Genomic DNA, 17823 nt, shown 5'->3' on the forward strand with positions numbered 1-17823 from the left:
CAAGCTCAACGCATCGACGCCACGGCCCACTCCGACACGAGTGCCACCGCGACCCCGACCCCCAGCACCGCGGTGGCCACCCGCGTACGCCCCTGGCGGCTGAGCACCAGCGCGCTGCCCGAGAGGATCAGCGCGATGCCGTAGAAGCCCATGGTCAGCACCGAGTGCGTGCTGCCCAGCCGCAGCACGAGCGTGACACCCACGGCGATCATGATGACCGCGGAGAGAGCTATCCGTACATGACGCGCCTGGCGTGGTGTGAGCCCCTGCCGCTCCGGGCTCGAATTGGCTTCTGACATGCATCAAAGCCTATGCGGTCCCGGGGGCTTTCGGGCTGCCGGGGCTGATCTTCCGTGCGCCCCTGCATCGGCTCAGGCGCTGCGCGCGCCGCCCACACCGGCTGTCCATCGGGGAGCGGTTCCGGTGAGCTGGCACACCATCAGATAGAGGGGGATCGGCGGGGTGTACGGGCTGGTGTCGTCGGGCCGGCGGATCAGCTGGGGATTCACCGCCGGTACGTACGCGCCGCGGGCGTAGTGCGACGGCAGCGGCCAGGTCAGCTCCAGGTCCGAGCCGGCCGGCACGATCCACCACCACCAGTCGGTGTCGGCGAAGACGCAGCCGCAGCGCGGCAGTCCGCCCAGCAGCCGGAAGCCGTGGCGCGCGGGAAAGCCCACGGCGTCACAGCCCAGATGGGCCGAGAGCGTGGGCGGAAGGTCGAGCCGGGTCAACGGGGTCTCGGTGCGGACGGTGCCGCGGCGGGCGTTCCCGGAGCACCTCCGGGAGAAGCTCCGGAAGAACAGGAGCGTCGCCAGGCTTTTCAGCATGGCCTCTGCGGATCGTGCGGAATGCCGCTTTCCCGGGACGTGCGGGCGTGCGGAATGCCGCTCTCCCGGGACGTGCGGGCGTGCGGCAGCTCCGCCCAGACAAGACGGCCGGGGCCGTGCTGCGAGTCGTACGCCCCCCAGGCGCTGCTGACGGCCTCGACCAGCAGAAGGCCGCGCCCGCGTTCCTCTTCGAGGGTGTGGCACACGTGCGGGCCGGCGGGGGACGACCCCTGGTCCTGCACGGTGATACGCAGGCGCTCGGCGTCGTTGAGGAGTTCGCAGACCACCAGTTGGCCGTCGGTGTGCACGACCGCGTTGGTGACCAGTTCGGACACGACGAGCATCGCCGTGTCGTGAACGTCCCCGCCTATGCCCCAGAAGTGCAGCCGCTCGCGCGCGAGTCTTCGCGCTCTCGCGACGAATTCGACGCGCGCCGGAAGCTCGAAGCCGTACCGGTGGTGGTCGGCCCCCGAGCACGGGTCCACGAGCGGGGCGGTGAGCGCGTCACGGTTCACCCGACCACTCTCCCGCTGTAATGGTCAGCTTGGCAAGGCCCACTTTGAAATATTCAGAGTGGGCATATTCATCCTTGCGGGAGCGTGGCACACTGCACGCAACAGCACGTGGGGAGGTCTCGAAGTGAGTGAACCGCGGTCCGCCCCCACGGTGGGCCAGGTCGTTCTCGGCAAGCGCTTGCAGGATCTGCGGGAGCGGGCCGGACTCAGGCGCGAGGAAGCGGCAAAGGTCCTTCGCGTGGCCGCAGGCACCATCCGCCGGATGGAAACCGCCGAGGTCGCGCTGAAGATCCCCTATGTCCAGCTGCTGCTGAACGCCTACGGGATCACTGACGACGAGGCCCGGGGTTTCATCGAGCTCGCCGAGGAGGCCAACAAGCCCGGCTGGTGGCAGCGCTTTCACGACGTTCTGCCCGGCTGGTTCAGCATGTACGTGAGTCTGGAGGGTGCCGCCGCCCTCATCCGGACCTACGAGCCGCACTTCGTGCCCGGTCTGCTGCAGACGGAGGACTACGCCCGGGCGATCATGATCGGCGGAGCCGTCGGGCAGACCGACCCGGCCGACATCGAGCGCCATGTGGCGCTGCGGATGGAACGCCAGGCTCTGCTCACCCGACCCGACGCACCCAAGTTCTGGGTGATCATGGACGAGACGGTCTTCCGCCGGCCCGTCGGTGGCCCCGGCGTCATGCGAGCGCAGATCGACAAGCTGCTCGAATGGTCCCGGCTGCCCCATATCACCCTGCAGATCGCGGAGTTCGCGACCGGACATCACCCCGGCACCTACGGGCCGTTCGTCCTCTTCCGGTTCGCCGTCCCCGAGCTCCCGGACATGGTCTACAGCGAGTACCTCACCGGCGCCGTCTACCTGGACGCCCGCCCCGAGGTCGCCTCGCATCTGGAGGTTCTGGACCGCATGGCGGCTCAGGCCGCGACTGCGCAACGCACGAAGGAGATTCTCAAGGATCTCCGCAAGGAGTTGTAATGAATCACCACATATACAACGGGATGCCGGCGGCCGAACTGGGCGAAGAGGGCTGGCACAAGCCGTGGAGCGGCGGCAACGGCGGCAACTGCTTCGAGACGATGAAGCTGGCCGACGGCCGGGTCGCGGTGCGTCAGTCCGCCGACCCGGACGGCCCCGCCCTCATCTACACCTCCAACGAAATGGAGGCGTTCATCCAGGGGGCCAAGTCCGGGAAGGCGGACTTCCTGCTCACCTGACGGCTCGGCCGTCGGCTCGGGTGCCGGCTCAGCCCTTCGCGGCCCCCGGCGGGAGCAGCGTCGCGAGGAACGTCTTCGGCGGCGAGACATTGCCTGCCGCGTCGATCGTCCGGTACTCGATCGTGTGGGTCCCGTAGTCGGGTGTGGCGTCGTCCCACGGCACCGCGCGCGTACGGCCGAGCTTGCCGAAGACGAGACTGTCGATGACCGTGCCGCCTGGGGTGAAGCGGTACGGCGCGTCCGCGTCCGTCGGCCAGCCGTAGTAGGTCTGCCAGCCGTCCCCGTCGACCCGGAACTGCGAGACCACGGAGCCGTCCTGGTCGTCGCGGGCCGTCAGCTTCATCGTGAACGGGCCGTCGTAGACGTACTCAACGGGCCTGCCCGGCCGGTGCACGATGCGCAGCGGCTCGGAGAGTGTGTACGCTCCGGCCGCAGGTGCCGCATCGACCGTCCAGGTCAGCGACGTCTTCGTACCCGCGATACGAGCACTGAGGCTGTGGGTGCCGGGAGACAGTCGCAGTGCGCCCAGATCGAGATCGCGGTCGTTGCCCGGATTGGCCACCGGCCGCCCGTCGAGCGTCCAGCGCACGGAGTGCGTGCGGTCGGCGGGGTGCGTGGTGTCCGCGTACACGACCGAGGCCGAGCCCACCGGGGCCGCGGTGTCGGTGTGACCGGTGAAGGCGGCCGCGACCGGCTCCCGCGGGGTCGTGACCTCCGTGTCCACACTCCAGGAGACCGTGCGGGTCAGCGCGGCGGACGCGCGGATCGCGGGGTCCCGTACGAACGGCGTCGGGTCGGTGACGGTGGCCGTCAAGGAGTGGGCGCCGCGCGGGAGTTGGAGCCTTCGCAGATCCACCGTCCGGGCATCGCCGACCGCACGCAGCGGACGGCCGTCCAGCCGCCATACGACATCGAGCTCACCGCCCACCGGATGCAGGGTGTCCACCCACACCGTCCGGTCGTCGCCGATCGGGGCGCTGTTCGGGGTGTGGTCCTGGACGAGACTGACCTTGGCGGAGATCTTCTGGGTCATCACCTCGCGCCCGACCTGGTCGAAGGCGTACCCGAGGGTCTTCATGATCGAGTGCTTGCTGGGTCGCCAGACGCCCTTGGTGCTGTACATTCCGCCCTCGAACCGGCCGATGACCCCGCCCGATTCGCTCTTCTCTCCCAGCCAGCGCCACCACTTGGCCCGCCGCTGCTTCATCTGCTCCTCGGTGAGCAGGGTGTGATGGGCGGACGACGGCTCACCGCCTTCGTACGCCGCTCCGGGGACGCCTCGCGCGTAGTAGTCGTACTCGTCCTGGAGACTGCCCAGCGAGTGGCCGATCTCGTGCGGGGTGATCAGCGAGGAGAGCGCGTTGCCGCCGGACGCGGTGGCGAAGGTGCCGCCCGCGCCGCCGTAGGTCTCGCTGTTGGCGAGCGCCACGATCTGCCGGTTGGCGCTCGCCGACCCGGGGACGAGATCGGCGAGAGCGGACGCCGATGTGCTGTCGACGGTCAGTAGGCGCTGCACGCTGCCGGGGTTGCAGCCGCCCCAGAAGCCCATGCCCAGCGCGGTGTTGCGGCGCGGCGAGTCCAGACCGGGGTCGCAGTCCACGCCGGAATCGGCCGAAGGGACCTCCACGGCCGAGACGTTGACGTAGGAGCGGTACGAGGCGAAGGGCTCGGTGGACCAGAGCACATTGAGGTGCTTGTCGACGTCGGCGCGGAACTTGGGGAGCTCGGCGGCGGTGTAGCCGTCGCCGAGAACGATGATGTTGAAGCGTTTGTCCGCGGGGCCGGTGGTCTGCACGGGCACCACCGTGGCGGCTTCGGTCACGGGGCTGTCGGCCGCCGCCGATGGCGTGGCGGCCAGCAGTCCGCCGGCGAGCAGCGCGCCCGCGGTGGCGAGCGCGGCTGCTCTTCGTAAACGGGTACCGGGTGTGGTCATGGGGCCGGAGCGTAGGGCGGTGCCCAACGGGCCGTAAAGACCGCAGAGTTGGCCATGCGCGCCATGTGGTTGCCGCCGATCCCGGGGGACCCATAGAGCCCTTGTCAGGCTCTACCTGGTGGGGCGTCAGTGTCATCCAAGGCAGCCCGTGCTGCCGCGGTGAACCTGCCGATGCGTTCGGAGACTCTGGTGACCTCAACAGCGTGGCGCTCCACAAACGAGACGTTGCGGTCTGGGGCGCCCGCGGAGTCGCGCCACGCGAGAAGAGTTGTGCGCATTGAGTGGAGCCCCGTGTGAACACTGCGGGCTGCCTGCTCCACCGGTTCCGGTCCCTCTACCGCCAGGCTGGCCCAAGCGGCCTGCACGACATCCAGCTGTTCTTGGGCAACTCGGAGCCTGCGATCGGCTTCCGTCATGTCCGGGCTGTCGCCAATCAGCGCGCGTGCAGTGATTTTCAGCGCGCTGCGTGCTTCGTTGGCTGGAGCCAGAAAGGCACTGTATGCATCACGGCGCGCCTGCCTGCGCCACTGGGCATGCTCTACCTTCGCTTGGCTCTGCACCTGTTGGCGGGTCGACCAACCGGATATCGCAGATGCCGAGATGGTCCCGAGAACGCCCACCGTTGCCCCGAGCAGCACCGCAAGTCCCTGGTCCACAAGGAGGATTGTGCACTGGACGAATCCTTTGCGGATCCAATTCGACCAACAGATCGTCGCGGTGAGGTCATCTCGCTCGGGGTGAGCGACCGCCTGTGGTGACACTGCCGACCTGCCGGTCGTGGCCACCGCGCGGCGCCGGGTGCCTCGGCCCACGACGGCGCAGTACGCAGCCGGTGAGCACCACGCCGGCCGCCACCGCGTACACCCAGGTCCCCATGCTCTGAGGGTCGGCGTCCGACCTCACGGTCACGTACTTGGCCGCGCCCGCGACCGCGATCGCGAGCCACTCCCACCGTCCGTCCAGCGCCACCAGCGCGGCCAGCAGCAGCGCGTACCAGGAGTAGCCGGGCGTCAGCAGCAGGAAGGCCGATCCGGTGACCAGCAGGGCGCCGCTCCACGGGCGTTCGGGATCGCCGCGCAGCAGGACATGGGCGCTGACCGCCAGCATCGTCACGATCACGGCGGGCAGCGCCCAGTCGTCCGGCAGTACCAGCCGCACCAGGGCGTAGCGGTTGCGGGCCGAGGGATCGTCGTAGCCCTCCTCCTCCGTATAGCCGCTGAGATAGCCGAGCACCGAGCTGTTGGAGACCAGGACGTACGGCAGATACGTCAGCGCGACCACGGCGGCCGCGGGCAGCAGGACCGCCGCCGCGTCCCGCACCCGCCGCACCCCGGACAGGGCGCCAGGCAGCACCACGGCCGGCAGCAGCTTGGTCGCGATCGCCGCCCCGAGCAGAGCCCCGCCCGCGATGCGGCGCCGTATCAGTACTCCCAGGCCCACCACGGTCAGCAGCGCCCCGAGCACATCGGCATGCGCGTTGTTCACCGCTTCGATGGGCACGATCGGGCACCACGCCCAGTACGCCGCACTGCGGGGATCGCCGCGCCTGCGCAGGACGAGCAGCAGCGCCGCCGTCGTGCCCAGCGACAGCGCCGCACCGCCGGCCTGCAGTGCCTTGTGCCGTGAACCGTCCGGCGCGAGGGAGTCGACGAGCAGGAAGTACCCCTCCGCCACCGGCGGGTAGATGGTGTGCACCTGCGGCCGGTTGATCCGCGTGCAGCGCACCTCGCCCTGGGGCCCCGCGATGCGTACCAGGTCGGGCCCGGCGCACGCGGCCCCGCTCGGGAACAGCCAGTCGTCACGCAGGCCGCCCTGCGCGGGATCGGCCGGGGCGTGGTCGTACGGCGAGATCCCGGCCGCCTGCACCCTGCCGTCCCAGGCGTAGCGGTAGGAGTCAGTACTGGTGCGCGGGGGAGCCAGCAGCCCGGTCGCGGCGACCGCGACACCGCCCGCCATCACCAGGACCACGGCCTGGCGCACCGGCACCTTGCGCACCGCGAAGACCGCCGCGGCGAAGAGTGCCCAGCAGGCGGCGTACCACCAGGAAAGGCCGATGGAGTCGGTGAAATAGCCGTCCTTGCGGACGGTCAGCGCGAGTGCCGCCGTCAAGGCCGCCAGGAGGACGCCGGCGGTGAGCGTACGCGGGTTGATCACAGGCTCAGCCTGGCACCGGGAAGGGGTCCGGACGCCGCGCCACCTCCTGATGTCCGCATTCCGTAAGGTGTCACGCCGCCCCACAGGGACCCTGGCGGGGGTCTCATGGAAGACATGAAGATCAAGCCGCCCCGACTGCCCAGACTGTCCGCGCCCCCCTTGCCGTCCTTCTCGGGCAAGCTGCACGATGCCCGCACGGCGACCTCGATCGGCCGCTGGCTGGGCCTGGCGATCGCCGTGTGCTTTGTGACCGGCGTGATCAGCCACTACCTCCAGCACCCGCCGGACTATCTCGTGAACGTCCTGCCGAGCCGTCCGTCCTGGGGCTACCGGGTGACGCAGGGGCTGCATGTGGCGAGCGGTATCGCGGCGATCCCGCTGCTGTTCGCCAAGCTGTGGGCCGTGTATCCCCGGCTGTTTGTGTGGCCCGCGCTGACGTCGGTGCGCCATGCGCTGGAGCGTCTTTCGGTGGCGGTCCTGGTCGGAGCGGCCGTGTTCCAGCTGTTCACCGGACTGCTCAATACCGTCCAGTGGTACCCGTGGCCGTTCTCCTTCGTCCCCACGCACTTCGCCGTGGCATGGCTGCTGTTCGGCGCGCTGATCCTGCACATCGCGGTCAAGTACCCGGAGATCAGAGCCCATTGGACCAGCCGCTCACCGGGCACCCTCGAACTGCCGGCGGGGGAGGGGCCCGACCGGCGCTCCCTGCTGACCGGCATCGCGGCGGCGGTCGGCGCGGTCACGCTGACGACCGTCGGTCAGTCCTTCACTCCCCTCAAGCGCTTCGACCTGCTCGCGCCGAGACATCCCGACCACGGCACGCAGGGGCTGCCAATCAACCGCATGGCATCCACCGCGGGGGTGACGGCGCTGACCGTCGCCGACTGGCGGCTGACCGTGGTCGGCAAGCGCAGTTACGAACTCACCCTCGACGAACTCAGGGCGCTGCCCCAGACGACCGTCACCCTTCCGATCGCCTGCGTGGAGGGCTGGAGCAAGTCGGCCCAGTGGACCGGCGTCCGCGTACGGGACCTGCTGGAGCGCGCCGGAGCCCGGCCCGGCACGGCGGTACGGGTCGTGTCGCTGGAGCGGCGAGGCACCTACCGCGTGATGGAGATGGGCGCCGACTACGCCGACGATCCGCTCAGCCTGCTCGCCCTGCGCCTCAACGGCCAGGTGCTCTCGCTCGACCACGGCTTCCCGGCGCGCATCATCGCCCCGAACCGGCCCGGTGTGCTGCAGACCAAGTGGGTCGCCCGGATGGAGGTCATCTGATGCGGATCGTGACGGGTGCGCTGGGCCTCGCCCTGATGACCGTCGGCGCGGTACTGCTGCTGACGGGCGGGCAGCTGAAGGACGTGGCGCTGTGGCTGGCGGGCGCGATCGTTCTGCACGACGGGATCGTCGCCCCGCTGGTTCTCGGCGTGGGCCTGCTCCTCGCGGCGGTCCCGGCGCGCGGAACGGTCCGGGGCGCGCTGATCGTGGCGGGCTGCCTGACGGTGGTCGCCCTGCCGGTGCTGTTGCGGCCGGGAACGCCGAAGAACCCGACCGTGCTGCCGCTGGACTACGTACGCAACTGGCTGTTGGCGCTCGCGGCGGTCGCGGTGCTCACGGGTGTGCTGCTGGCGGCGCGGTGGATCAGGCGGCGGGTGCCGCGGCGTTGAACTCTTGGCGAACGCATCGGCCCGGACGGTCGGTGACCGTGTCCGCCTGGGCATAGTGACACCGAGTGCCCGTCCGTGGCGTACAAGGGGGACGCGGTCATGGTCAGGTTCGTACACAAACAGTTGGCCTGCGCCCTGGTGATAGGGGTCTCGGGGCTGATCGCCGCGACGGTCGGTGTCGCGGTGAACGGCCCCGTCAGACTGCCCGGTTGGTGGTTCATCGCGGCGATACTGGCCTGGGGCGTCTTCTGGGGGGTCGTCTCCACGAGCGGTCTGCTGAAGGAAGGCGACCTCCCGCTGTTCCGGGCCGCAGTCCCGATCGCGGACCCGGCCAGGGCGCTGTCCGCCCCGGCACAGGTCCGGTTGTGGCTGATCAGGACCTACGGGATGAGGCTTGCCCTCTGGCTCCTGCTGGGCACGGCACTGGCCGTCTACGAACCGCTGGTCGTGACGTTCAACCTCGTCTGGGCGGTGGACCCGCTGATGCGGGCCGAACGGGCGGCCCGCTGGGAGCGGCGGCACCGGGTGCTGCTGTGGCAGGGCGCCGTGGACCAGCCGGAACAGCCGGTCCCGGCGGGCCAGCCGCCGGTCTTCACGACACCCCGTCTCACATCGGTCCGCTCCGGCGTCTGAGGCTTTCGGGCCTATGAGCGGCGCAGCGCCACGAACGCGCGCCCGGCCACTGTCCAGAGCTCCGCCTCGTCCGCCGCCCAGCCCGCCGATTCCGCGTAGTCGAGCAGCGCCTGCGTACCCACCCGGGCCCAGGGGAACGCCGAGCCCTGCGCACTGCCGTCATAGACCCGCACCTGCACGCGCTCGTCGACATCCTGCGGCGCGGTCTCGGCAAGCAGCACGCCGTCACGGGCGACCAGAGCCGCCACCCGGGCGAGCAGCACCCAGGGATCTCCGCCGATGCCGATATTGCCGTCCATGAGCAGAGCGGTGCTCCAACTCCCATCGAGGGGAAGCGGATCGAAGACCGAACGGTGAAGCGCACTTCCGCCGAGCCGCAGCGTGCGGGCCACCGCCGCGGGGCTCACGTCGATGCCGAGCGTCGGCTGCCCCCGTGCGGCCAGCGCCGCGACCAGACGGCCGGGCCCGCAGCCGATGTCGAGCACCGCACCCCGGCAGCGCTCCAGCACGGTCCGATCGGCGTCGTCCGGATCGGCGCACCACCGCTCGACCTCCAGGGGCAGCAGCCAGCCGTCGGGGCGGCGCAGAAACAGCGGGCCCCGGCCCGTGCGCAGGGCGTCGGTGTACGGATCGGCCTGCCAGGCCGGCGCGGTCATCGCGCCCCGGTCCCGGCGAGCGCGGCCATCGCCGCGGCGAACCGGCCGTGCGGGGCCTGGGCCGCGACCAGACGGGCATCGTCGGCGGTGTCCACGTCCCGCAGCACGGGCAGTTGACGCACCGCGAGACCGGCACGCAGGAGCCGGTGCCGCTGTATCGCGCCGGTCTCGGGCACGGACATCGGTACGCCTCGCAGCAGCGAGGGATCCGGCTCGGCCAGGCCCAGCGCCCAGAATCCGCCGTCGTCGGCGGGACCGAAGGTTGCCTCGCCCTCGCTCAACTCCAGTCCGGTGCTGAGGAGTTCGACGGTGAGCTGTGGTGTGTCCATGCCGACGAGCAGCGCGGGCCCCTCGCAGAGCCCGAAGGCATGCGCGAGTCTTTCGTCGAGTCCACCCGGACACTGCGGCACGACCTCGAAACCGTCCGGCAGCCAGTCGCCGGGCGCACCGTCGAGCACCAGAACCCGGCGGCGTGCGGGCGTGGCCAGCACGACATCCAGGGTGTCGGCGAGCGCGGCCTCGGCGAGCCGGGCCGCCTCCTCGGGGGAGTACGCGGGGCACAGCCGGGTCTTGACCCGCCCGGGTACGGGGGCCTTGGCGATGACGAGCAGCGTGCCGGGCCGCTCCTGCCGGGCGGGGGACGTGTGGGGCGCGGTCATCGGGCCGTCGGACGGCCCGGGCAGCCCGGTGCCGTGCTGCGCACCCCGATCGTGGTCGCCCGCGGCGTCCGCGGTAACCGCGCAACGTGCGCGCGCCGCGCGGCCCCTCGCCGTCGGCCTGTCCGGCGACGGTGCGCCGGCGCCGGCGCGCTCCTCGGCGCGTTCCCCGCTCATCGCACACCACCCATGACGCCGACCCGGCCCGCGGGCCGCTCCGCCAGGACCGCCCGCATGTCCTGGACCGCCTGCCAGGTGCCCCGCCACGTGCCCGTCACCTTCGACCTTCCCGATCTCGGCAGATACGGGACGTCCACCTCCGTCACCCGCCAGCCCGCGTCCGCCGCGCGGACCACCATCTGGAGCGGATAGCCGCTGCGGCGGTCCGTCAGGTCGAGGGCCAGCAGCTCCTCGCGGCGCGCCGCCCGCAGCGGGCCAAGGTCGTGCAGTCGCAGACCGGAGCGCCGGCGCAGCATCCGCGCTAGCGCCAGATTCCCGGCCCGGGCGTGCGGCGGCCAGGCTCCGTGCCCCTGCGGCCGACGCCGCCCCAGTACCAAATCGCTCTCGCCGTCGGCGACTTGGCGTACGAAATCGACCAGCAGCCCCGGGTCCAGCGAGGCGTCGCAGTCGCAGAAGCACACGTACTCCGCCTCCGCCGCCCGCAGCCCGGCATGGCACGCGGCCCCGAACCCGCGCCGTCCCTCGTGCACGACGGTCGCGCCCAGGTCGCGGGCGATCCGGCCGGAGCCGTCCGTCGAGCCGTTGTCGACGACGATCGCGCGCCATCCGGCCGGGATCCGGCTCAGTACCCAGGGCAGCGCCTCCGCCTCGTCGAGGCAGGGAAGGATCACATCGACCGTCATGACGCCGTACCCCGCAGCCTGCTCGCCGCGAACTCCGCCATGCCCTCGGCGAAGCCGATCCGCGGTTTCCAGCCCAGTTCGGCCCGCAGCCGCCGGGAGTCCGCGGTGATGTGGCGTACGTCGCCGAGCCGGAACTCCCCGGTGACCACGGGTGCGGGACCGCCGCGGGCGGATGCGAGCGCGTCCGCCATCTCGCCGACCGTGTGCGGGGTCCCGCTGCCGGTGTTGTACGCGGCGAGCACACCCGGCTCCCGGCCGCGCAGGGCCTCCAGGGCGATCGCGTTCGCGTCGGCGACGTCCCGTACATGGACGAAGTCCCGCCGCTGCCGCCCGTCCTCGAAGACCTGCGGCGCCTCGCCCCGTTCGAGAGCGGACCGGAAGAAGGAGGCAACGCCCGCGTACGGGGTATCGCGCGGCATCCCCGGCCCGTACACATTGTGGTAGCGCAGGGCGACGGCCCGGCCGCCCGTCGCCCTGGCCCAGGCCGCGACCAGATGCTCCTGGGCCAGCTTGGTCGTCGCGTACACATTGCGCGGGTCCGTCGGCGCGTCCTCGTCCACCAGGCCCGACGTCAGCTCCGCGCCGCACTCGGGGCACAGGGGCTCGAAGCGCCCGGCCTCGAGATCGCCCGCGGCCCGAGGGCCCGGGCGGACCCTGCCGTGGCGCGGGCAGTCGTAGCGGCCCTCGCCGTAGACCACCATCGAGCCGGCCAGCACCAGTTCGGGCACACCGGCCTCGGCCATCGCCGCAAGGAGCACGGCCGTGCCGAGGTCGTTGCAGCCGACGTACTCCGGTGCGTCCGCGAAGTCCTTGCCGAGGCCGACCATCGCCGCCTGGTGGCAGACGGAATCAACGCCGCGCAGCGCCCGCGCCAGCAGCTCCCGGTCCCGTACGTCCCCGAGCATCCACTCCGCGTCGGGCAGCGGCGGGGGTACGGGATGGGCCGCCGGGAGCAGGGCGTCGAGCACGACCGGGTCATGGCCGCGGGCGGCGAGAGCCGCGACGACCTGCGAGCCGATGAAGCCCGCGCCTCCTGTGACAAGTACACGCATACTGGCGACGCTACGGCCGACAAGCGCACTGATCGCCTTTGCGCGCCGTGCCGTCACAAGTCCGTAAGGACTTGACTAGGCCGCTCGGGGGAGCTCACCCCGACGTCCGCAGCGGCCCGCCGATAACATGCCCGCCCTGTAGCGGCGCGGCCGTCACCCCAGGTCGAAGGCGTTGCGCAGCCCCAGCCGGTAGCGGGTGCGGTCGTGGCGCTTCAGCAGTTCGATCTCCGGGGCGCGGAAGAGCGGCTTCACCGTGCAGCGGGAGGCAGCTGAACCGGACCTGTCCAGAAGGGCGTTGACCGCCGCGCGGGCAGAGGCGTTGGCGCCCTCCATCGTCGCCAGGTCGATGTCGACGGCGACATAGTCTCCGGCCAGGAAGAAGTTGGGGATCGCGGTGGCGGCCCTCGGACGGTTGTGGAAGGTGCCGACCGGGTGGATCAGGAGCTCGTCCTCATTGGTCGGGTTGGGTGTCCCGAGGCCGTCCACGCCCGGGTCCAGGAACCACGAGTGCAGGGCGCTGTCCTTGAGCACCGTGCGGCCCGTGTCATTGACGGCCGCCTTGAGCTGTGCCCATACCTCCCTCGCGACCTCGGTACGGGTGCACTGCTTGGCTGTCTTCCCGTACAGGATGCCGGTCCTGTCCCATTCGGAGATGTCCACCGACAGACAGTCGACCGCGACACCGTCGCCGTAGTCGGCGGGGAAGTCGCGGGACGGCCAGTGACCGGCCTGCTGAATAGCCGTCAGGGACCAGGGGGAGTCGATGCAGTTGAGGTGGCCGTGCAGCAGCGGCGCCTTCTCGGTGAGATAGAACTGGATGCCCGTCATCCAGTCCGTCTCCAGCTTGTCGCACCGGGCCAGCTGGGGGTCGGCCGCGCGCAGTTCGGCGCCCCAGGTCCGGCGTGCGTGCTCGACCGGCATCGCGGAGACGTAGTGGTCCGCGGTGACCGACCGGCGTAACCCCTGCCGGTCTTCGATCACCGCTGCCGTGACCCGCCCGCCGCCGTACTTCACTTCCCGTACCGTCCAGCCGATCCGGAAGTCCACGCCCAGCCCTGTCAGATGGTCCACCCAGGGGTCGATCCACGCCTCATTGGTGGGGGCGTTGAGGATCCGGTCGAGGGGACCGTCCGCGCCCCGGCCCAGCGCGTTGAAGACGAAGGCCTCAAGGAGCGTGGCGACGGTACGGGTGCTGGCCTCCTCGGCCTTGGTCGCGACGATGTTCCGGGTCAGTCCGACGGCCAGGATGCGCTGGTAGTCGTAACTCATCCGCTCGGCCCGGATGAACTCCCACCAGGGTGTGCGCTCCCAGGCCTGGTCGCGCCGCTCGTCGCAGCTGGTGAGGAAGACCAGGCCGCGGTTCACGAAGTACGCCGTCTCGTGGGCGGGGATGCCCCTGAGCGTGTCCAGCGCGGCGGTCAGCGCGCGGCGGATCTCGTCGAGCGTGAGCTGGGCCGGTTTGTGTCCCGGCCAGGGCAGCGGGATCCGTAAGTCCTCGCGCCCGGTGCGGGCGAACGACATCTCGGGCGGCGCGACCAGGTTGTCCCAGACGCCGTTGGCGTTTCCGGGGAAGGGAATGCGCCGCATCGTGTCGGGCAGATTGTGGTAGATGCCGGGGATGAAGCGGAAGCCGTGCTCGGCGGGCAGCGGACGGCGGGCGCCCTTCGCGCTGTTCGGGACGTCTATGCTGCGGGCCTTGCCGCCGAGCGCCCTGCGCTCAAAGACGGTGACCCGGAATCCGCGTTCGGCCAGCTCGTGTGCGGCGGTGAGTCCGGCGACGCCGCCGCCGAGTACGGCGACCGAGGGCGCTGGCGCGGTGCCGTCCTCGTTCGTCTGTGCGGCCGCCGTGGCTGTGCCAACCGCGGCCAGTGCGGCCGTGCCGCCGACCGCGGCCGCCCCCGCCATGAAGGTGCGTCGTGTGCTGCCCACCCGATTCATCCCCATCCCGCTTACCGACGGTAACTGTCCGTCCGGCGCAGGAGCATACGGAGATCCCGCATGACCCGGAAGCCACGCGTGGGCCCATTCGTTCAATGGCGGAAAATGGAGCCATGTCCCGACGCAGCTCCCGCCCCGGTCGCGGTTCCGCCCCCGCCCTCACCGACATCTCGCCCTGCCCCTGCGGGCTGCCCGCCACCTATGGCGAGTGCTGCGGGCGCTTCCACTCGGGCGAGGCCACCGCACCCACAGCCGAGCTGCTGATGCGCTCCCGCTACAGCGCCTTCGTCGCCCACAACGAGGCGTATCTGCTGCGTACCTGGCATCCCTCGACCCGGCCGCGGCACCTTGAGATCGACCCCGGGATGCAGTGGACACGCCTGGAGATCCTGGACACCGAGGAGGGCAGTCCGTTCCATTCGTCCGGCACGGTCACCTTCCGCGCCCGCTTCCGGCACCACGGAAAGCGCGGCGCGCTGCACGAGCGCAGCCGCTTCGAGCGGCACGGCGGCGCCTGGGTGTACGTGGACGGCGAATTCCTGGACTGAGCCGGAAGCGGGAGTTGCCGGTGGGGTCAGGCCCCTGTGGTGGATCCGGGTCGGACGATCATCAGCACCGTCACCGTCGCCCACAGCAGGTTGAACACCCCGGTACTCATGGCGAGCCGTGCCGAAGCGCCGGTGGCGAGATCCTCCAGGACCGCGCTCTGCCCCGGCAGCACCAGCAGCCCCAGGACCGCCGCGGCCAGCGCGGTGAGCACGATCGAGACGATCAGCCAGGTGTCGCCGAGCACATGCAGGCTGTTGGCGGTCGCGAGACCGAAGACCGGCACGACGACGCCGACGAGCGCGTACACCCGGCAGATGCGGTGGAGATTACGTACGGCTCCCAGCGCCTGCTCGCTCCCGGGCTCGGCCACCGCACGGCGGACGGCGGCGGGGAAAGCACTCGCGGCGACAGTCACCGGACCGATCGCGATGATCGCCGCCAGGACATGGACGATGAGCAGGAACTTGGTCACGCCGGCAGTCCTTCGGATACGGGGATGGTGCCGCGGGCGCTCCAGACCGTGCCGCGGCGCTCGTGGGAGAAGAGCCTCTCGACCTCGTGCGCGATCCGCGGGCCGAGCTCCCGCTCCAGCAGATAGAGCGCGAGATCCAGGCCCGAAGTGACGCCCGCGCCGGTCACCAGATCGCCGTCGTCGACAACACGTGCCTCGACCGCGTGGACCCCGGCACCGGCCAGCGCGTCCAGACCCATGTGATGGGTGGTGGCACGGCGGTCGGCGATCAGTCCCGCCATCGCGAGCACCATGGAGCCGCCGCACACCGTGCTCATGACCAGCTCGGGCCGCTCGACTGCGGCCTTGAGCAGGCCGGGCAGGGGAGTGTTCAGGCTCCGGCCGAGGATCGCGGGGACGGTGTCCTCGCCCCTGTCGTCCGAGATACGGCCCGCCGCGCCCGGTACCAGGACCAGGTCCGCGCGCTCGGGGTCCAGCACGCCGACGGCGCGCAGCGACAGCAGGCCCATGCCGCTCGGCACCTCACGCGCGCCCTCGGCGGAGACGAGCTCGACGGTGAGCGCACCGCCGGCGACCATGCCGCCTGCGGTGAGCACTTCGTACGGAGCGATGACGTCCAACGGGTCGAAGCCGTCGAACAGAACGATCTGGGCGAGCATCCGGCACCAGTCCTTGTCTGCGGAGGGGCGGCCCCCTCCGGGCCGCCGGACCGACGCTATGGAGCGCCGAAGAGACAGGACAGTGGCGTGAATGCCAGCTTCCACCGGATTCTCGCCAGGCCCGTGAACGGCGGGTGTCGGCAGACGAGTGCCACCTGGCGGCACTTGGCCGGAAACCGGGCTGGGCATACATTATGGCCATGCACACCGTGGCCGTCCTCGCACTCGACGGCGTCATCGCCTTCGACCTGTCCACCCCGCTGGAGGTCTTCGGCCGCACCCGGCTGCCCGACGGCCGGGCCGCCTACCGGGTCCGCGTCTGTTCCCCGTCACAGGAGGTCGACGCTGGGGCCTTCACGCTGCGCGCGCCCTGGGGTCTCGACGCTCTCGCCGAGGCCGACACGATCATCCTGCCCGGCTGTGCCGACCCGGCCGTGCCGGTCCCGCCGGAGGTACTGGACGCCCTGCGCGCGGCGGCCGCCCGTGGTACCCGTATCGCCTCGATCTGCGTGGGCGCCTTCGTGCTTGCTGCCACCGGCCTGCTGGACGGGCTGAGGGCGACCACCCACTGGCTCGGCGCGGCGGCGCTCGCGGCCCTGCACCCCGAGATCGACGTGGACCCCGATGTGCTCTATGTCGACAACGGTCAGTTCCTGACCTCGGCGGGCGCCGCCGCCGGACTCGATCTGTGTCTGCACATGATCCGCGGGGACCACGGCTCGGCGGTGGCGGCGGACGCGGCCCGCCTGTCGGTGATGCCCCTCGAACGCGAGGGCGGCCAGGCGCAGTTCATCGTCCACGAGCAGCCGCCGAGCCCGGACGGCATGACGCTGGAGCCCCTGCTGCGCTGGATGGAGGAGAACGCCCGCCGCGAACTCACCCTCGGCGAGATCGCCGCACGGGCGGGCATGAGCACCCGCACCCTCAACCGCCGCTTCCGCGAGCAGACGGCGACTACGCCGCTGCAGTGGCTGCACCGCTCGCGTATCCGCCAGGCCCAGTATCTGCTGGAGACGACGGCACACTCGGTGGACCGGATCGCGACGCAGGTCGGCTTCGGCTCACCGACGGCTTTCCGCGACCGCTTCAAGCGCCAGGTCGGCACGAGCCCGCAGGCCTACCGCCGCGCGTTCAGCCGGAGCCCGGCGCCGTCCGGGGCGTAGGGGCAAGGTGCCGGGTCAGGCTGCTGCGGTTCGCCCGCGGGGCCACCCACGAGCAGCAACCACCAACGCCCCCTGGCCCACGCTCACCACGACCCCGGTGAGTTCAGAAGCCGCGTGACGGCTTGATGATCAGCCGCGGGTTGTACGCGGCCAGGATCTTGTTGGCCTGAGCCAGCGTGGACAGCGCGTGCTCGCGGTCCGCCTGGTCCTCGTTGCACAGGGGTATGCGGAACCGGTTGACCTCGCGTACGGCGCACTCGGCGTCGACCTCCGCCTGCAGGATGTCGAGCGGCATGCAGGACCCGATCAGCGCGGCGACGCGATCGGGGATCGGTACGGGTACGAGGGGCGACGCGGTCACGTGTAGTCCTTCTCTTCTTCTCTGTCGGGCGCCGGAGGCCGGCGCCCACCCCTTCATACGTACCGGACGGTCTTCCGCGTTCGTCGTCGGGGATGTCTCTGTGCGGCAACCGTTTCGGATCACCCGCCGATTGCATCGTCAGGGACAACGGTGTGGTGCCAGAAGCGTGCGACTCGTGCGGCCGGCGGCCTCCGGCTGCGCCGCCGACACACCTTACGTGAAGGCCGGCCAGGCACCCCACTCGCTCGTCGCGCGACGCAATGGAGACGAGCGGCCCGTCACGGCCGGCGCCTTCGCGGCCCAAGTGACCCCTGTGGCCAAGGCGTTGATCATCGCGGGCATCGAGCCCGGTGGCTGAATCGCGATCATGCCCCGGACCAGGTACGAGTGGTCCTGGCCGGACTTCGCGGTCGGGGAGGCGGGCGGGCGGAGCGTGCCCAACGACGCGGGCTCGTCGCCGGATCGGATCGAAAGGATCGTGCGGGGCAGTGGTGCACGTCACCT

The 17823-nt window shown here is 71.0% G+C and carries 22 protein-coding genes; 8 read left to right on the plus strand and 14 right to left on the minus strand.

Going from position 1 to position 17823, the window contains the following annotated elements:
* Positions 1-5 precede the first annotated feature (5 nt).
* From OOK40_RS19690 to OOK40_RS19700, 3 genes are all read right to left on the minus strand, one after another.
* Positions 6-299, minus strand: coding sequence for a hypothetical protein (locus OOK40_RS19690; RefSeq protein ID WP_266483327.1), 294 nt, complete (start codon positions 297-299; stop codon positions 6-8).
* 72 nt (positions 300-371) lie between these two features.
* A complete protein-coding gene (locus tag OOK40_RS19695; protein WP_266483329.1) occupies positions 372-827 on the minus strand; it encodes a hypothetical protein in 456 nt (151 codons plus the stop codon).
* Entirely contained in the window at positions 821-1342 is a 522-nt protein-coding gene (locus OOK40_RS19700) for an ATP-binding protein (RefSeq protein WP_266483331.1), read from the minus strand. Before OOK40_RS19700 ends, OOK40_RS19695 begins: the two co-directional genes overlap by 7 nt.
* A gap of 124 nt (positions 1343-1466) precedes the next feature.
* Here OOK40_RS19700 and OOK40_RS19705 point away from each other — a divergent pair, with 124 nt between their 5' ends.
* On the plus strand, positions 1467-2327 hold the full coding sequence (locus OOK40_RS19705; protein WP_266483333.1) for a helix-turn-helix transcriptional regulator: 861 nt from the start codon (positions 1467-1469) through the stop codon (positions 2325-2327).
* The gene (locus OOK40_RS19710; protein ID WP_266483335.1) at positions 2327-2566 is read left to right on the plus strand and encodes a DUF397 domain-containing protein; all 240 of its coding nucleotides are present in this window, start codon (positions 2327-2329) and stop codon (positions 2564-2566) included. Before OOK40_RS19705 ends, OOK40_RS19710 begins: the two co-directional genes overlap by 1 nt.
* A 28-nt stretch (positions 2567-2594) precedes the next feature.
* Here the strand turns inward: OOK40_RS19710 and OOK40_RS19715 are convergent, their stop codons facing one another.
* The 3 genes from OOK40_RS19715 to OOK40_RS19725 form a co-directional block, all read right to left on the minus strand.
* The gene (locus tag OOK40_RS19715) at positions 2595-4499 is read right to left on the minus strand and encodes a M64 family metallopeptidase (RefSeq protein WP_266483337.1); all 1905 of its coding nucleotides are present in this window, start codon (positions 4497-4499) and stop codon (positions 2595-2597) included.
* A gap of 104 nt (positions 4500-4603) precedes the next feature.
* A complete protein-coding gene (locus OOK40_RS19720; RefSeq protein WP_266483339.1) occupies positions 4604-5155 on the minus strand; it encodes a hypothetical protein in 552 nt (183 codons plus the stop codon).
* A gap of 67 nt (positions 5156-5222) precedes the next feature.
* On the minus strand, positions 5223-6653 hold the full coding sequence (locus OOK40_RS19725; protein WP_266483341.1) for a glycosyltransferase family 87 protein: 1431 nt from the start codon (positions 6651-6653) through the stop codon (positions 5223-5225).
* Positions 6654-6767: 114 nt separating this feature from the next.
* Between OOK40_RS19725 and OOK40_RS19730 the strand changes: the two genes are divergently transcribed.
* From OOK40_RS19730 to OOK40_RS19740, 3 genes are all read left to right on the plus strand, one after another.
* The gene (locus tag OOK40_RS19730) at positions 6768-7928 is read left to right on the plus strand and encodes a molybdopterin-dependent oxidoreductase (protein ID WP_266483343.1); all 1161 of its coding nucleotides are present in this window, start codon (positions 6768-6770) and stop codon (positions 7926-7928) included.
* Entirely contained in the window at positions 7928-8317 is a 390-nt protein-coding gene (locus OOK40_RS19735) for a hypothetical protein (protein ID WP_266483345.1), read from the plus strand. Before OOK40_RS19730 ends, OOK40_RS19735 begins: the two co-directional genes overlap by 1 nt.
* A gap of 99 nt (positions 8318-8416) precedes the next feature.
* A complete protein-coding gene (locus OOK40_RS19740) occupies positions 8417-8950 on the plus strand; it encodes a hypothetical protein (protein WP_266483348.1) in 534 nt (177 codons plus the stop codon).
* Positions 8951-8961: 11 nt separating this feature from the next.
* Here the strand turns inward: OOK40_RS19740 and OOK40_RS19745 are convergent, their stop codons facing one another.
* The 5 genes from OOK40_RS19745 to OOK40_RS19765 all read right to left on the minus strand — a co-directional run bounded on the left by OOK40_RS19745 (position 8962) and on the right by OOK40_RS19765 (position 14115).
* Complete coding sequence (locus OOK40_RS19745) at positions 8962-9606, minus strand: bifunctional 2-polyprenyl-6-hydroxyphenol methylase/3-demethylubiquinol 3-O-methyltransferase UbiG (protein WP_266483351.1); 645 nt, start codon at positions 9604-9606, stop codon at positions 8962-8964.
* Positions 9603-10265: a DUF2064 domain-containing protein gene (locus OOK40_RS19750; protein ID WP_266484459.1), complete on the minus strand. Its 663-nt coding sequence runs from the start codon at positions 10263-10265 to the stop codon at positions 9603-9605. Before OOK40_RS19750 ends, OOK40_RS19745 begins: the two co-directional genes overlap by 4 nt.
* Positions 10266-10435: 170 nt before the next feature.
* Complete coding sequence (locus OOK40_RS19755; RefSeq protein ID WP_266483353.1) at positions 10436-11125, minus strand: glycosyltransferase family 2 protein; 690 nt, start codon at positions 11123-11125, stop codon at positions 10436-10438.
* Positions 11122-12177, minus strand: coding sequence for an NAD(P)-dependent oxidoreductase (locus OOK40_RS19760; protein WP_266483355.1), 1056 nt, complete (start codon positions 12175-12177; stop codon positions 11122-11124). The genes OOK40_RS19755 and OOK40_RS19760 overlap by 4 nt, the downstream gene beginning before the upstream one ends.
* Before the next feature lie 153 nt (positions 12178-12330).
* Positions 12331-14115, minus strand: coding sequence for an FAD-dependent oxidoreductase (locus OOK40_RS19765; protein WP_266484462.1), 1785 nt, complete (start codon positions 14113-14115; stop codon positions 12331-12333).
* 113 nt (positions 14116-14228) lie between these two features.
* On the opposite strand from OOK40_RS19765, the gene OOK40_RS19770 reads away from it, so the two are divergent.
* Complete coding sequence (locus OOK40_RS19770; RefSeq protein ID WP_266483357.1) at positions 14229-14663, plus strand: YchJ family protein; 435 nt, start codon at positions 14229-14231, stop codon at positions 14661-14663.
* Positions 14664-14689: 26 nt separating this feature from the next.
* Here the strand turns inward: OOK40_RS19770 and OOK40_RS19775 are convergent, their stop codons facing one another.
* Together OOK40_RS19775 and OOK40_RS19780 are read right to left on the minus strand one after the other, a co-directional pair.
* Complete coding sequence (locus OOK40_RS19775) at positions 14690-15136, minus strand: hypothetical protein (protein WP_266483360.1); 447 nt, start codon at positions 15134-15136, stop codon at positions 14690-14692.
* On the minus strand, positions 15133-15795 hold the full coding sequence (locus tag OOK40_RS19780; protein ID WP_266483362.1) for a DJ-1/PfpI family protein: 663 nt from the start codon (positions 15793-15795) through the stop codon (positions 15133-15135). The genes OOK40_RS19775 and OOK40_RS19780 overlap by 4 nt, the downstream gene beginning before the upstream one ends.
* A 200-nt stretch (positions 15796-15995) precedes the next feature.
* On the opposite strand from OOK40_RS19780, the gene OOK40_RS19785 reads away from it, so the two are divergent.
* Positions 15996-16958 carry a GlxA family transcriptional regulator gene (locus OOK40_RS19785; protein WP_266483365.1) on the plus strand — a complete coding sequence of 321 codons (963 nt, stop codon included), beginning with the start codon at positions 15996-15998 and terminating at the stop codon, positions 16956-16958.
* A 103-nt stretch (positions 16959-17061) separates the two neighbouring features.
* On the opposite strand, the gene OOK40_RS19790 is transcribed toward OOK40_RS19785, so the two are convergent.
* Positions 17062-17319 carry a hypothetical protein gene (locus OOK40_RS19790; protein WP_266483367.1) on the minus strand — a complete coding sequence of 86 codons (258 nt, stop codon included), beginning with the start codon at positions 17317-17319 and terminating at the stop codon, positions 17062-17064.
* Positions 17320-17485: 166 nt separating this feature from the next.
* Between OOK40_RS19790 and OOK40_RS19795 the strand changes: the two genes are divergently transcribed.
* Entirely contained in the window at positions 17486-17677 is a 192-nt protein-coding gene (locus OOK40_RS19795; protein WP_266483371.1) for a hypothetical protein, read from the plus strand.
* Positions 17678-17823 lie beyond the last annotated feature (146 nt).

Origin of the sequence: Streptomyces sp. NBC_01481, assembly GCF_026339995.1 — a bacterium.
GTDB lineage: Bacteria > Actinomycetota > Actinomycetes > Streptomycetales > Streptomycetaceae > Streptomyces.

Bases quoted from the DNA above. Each gene is read 5' to 3' on its own strand.
- OOK40_RS19690 (WP_266483327.1), bottom strand. From the start codon at position 299: ATGTCAGAAGCCAATTCGAGCCCGGAGCGGCAGGGGCTCACACCACGC.
- OOK40_RS19695 (WP_266483329.1), bottom strand. From the start codon at position 827: ATGCTGAAAAGCCTGGCGACGCTCCTGTTCTTCCGGAGCTTCTCCCGG.
- OOK40_RS19710 (WP_266483335.1), top strand. From the start codon at position 2,327: ATGAATCACCACATATACAACGGGATGCCGGCGGCCGAACTGGGCGAA.
- OOK40_RS19715 (WP_266483337.1), bottom strand. From the start codon at position 4,499: ATGACCACACCCGGTACCCGTTTACGAAGAGCAGCCGCGCTCGCCACC.
- OOK40_RS19730 (WP_266483343.1), top strand. From the start codon at position 6,768: ATGAAGATCAAGCCGCCCCGACTGCCCAGACTGTCCGCGCCCCCCTTG.
- OOK40_RS19735 (WP_266483345.1), top strand. From the start codon at position 7,928: ATGCGGATCGTGACGGGTGCGCTGGGCCTCGCCCTGATGACCGTCGGC.
- OOK40_RS19740 (WP_266483348.1), top strand. From the start codon at position 8,417: ATGGTCAGGTTCGTACACAAACAGTTGGCCTGCGCCCTGGTGATAGGG.
- OOK40_RS19745 (WP_266483351.1), bottom strand. From the start codon at position 9,606: ATGACCGCGCCGGCCTGGCAGGCCGATCCGTACACCGACGCCCTGCGC.
- OOK40_RS19750 (WP_266484459.1), bottom strand. From the start codon at position 10,265: ATGACCGCGCCCCACACGTCCCCCGCCCGGCAGGAGCGGCCCGGCACG.
- OOK40_RS19755 (WP_266483353.1), bottom strand. From the start codon at position 11,125: ATGACGGTCGATGTGATCCTTCCCTGCCTCGACGAGGCGGAGGCGCTG.
- OOK40_RS19760 (WP_266483355.1), bottom strand. From the start codon at position 12,177: ATGCGTGTACTTGTCACAGGAGGCGCGGGCTTCATCGGCTCGCAGGTC.
- OOK40_RS19765 (WP_266484462.1), bottom strand. From the start codon at position 14,115: ATGAATCGGGTGGGCAGCACACGACGCACCTTCATGGCGGGGGCGGCC.
- OOK40_RS19770 (WP_266483357.1), top strand. From the start codon at position 14,229: ATGTCCCGACGCAGCTCCCGCCCCGGTCGCGGTTCCGCCCCCGCCCTC.
- OOK40_RS19780 (WP_266483362.1), bottom strand. From the start codon at position 15,795: ATGCTCGCCCAGATCGTTCTGTTCGACGGCTTCGACCCGTTGGACGTC.
- OOK40_RS19785 (WP_266483365.1), top strand. From the start codon at position 15,996: ATGCACACCGTGGCCGTCCTCGCACTCGACGGCGTCATCGCCTTCGAC.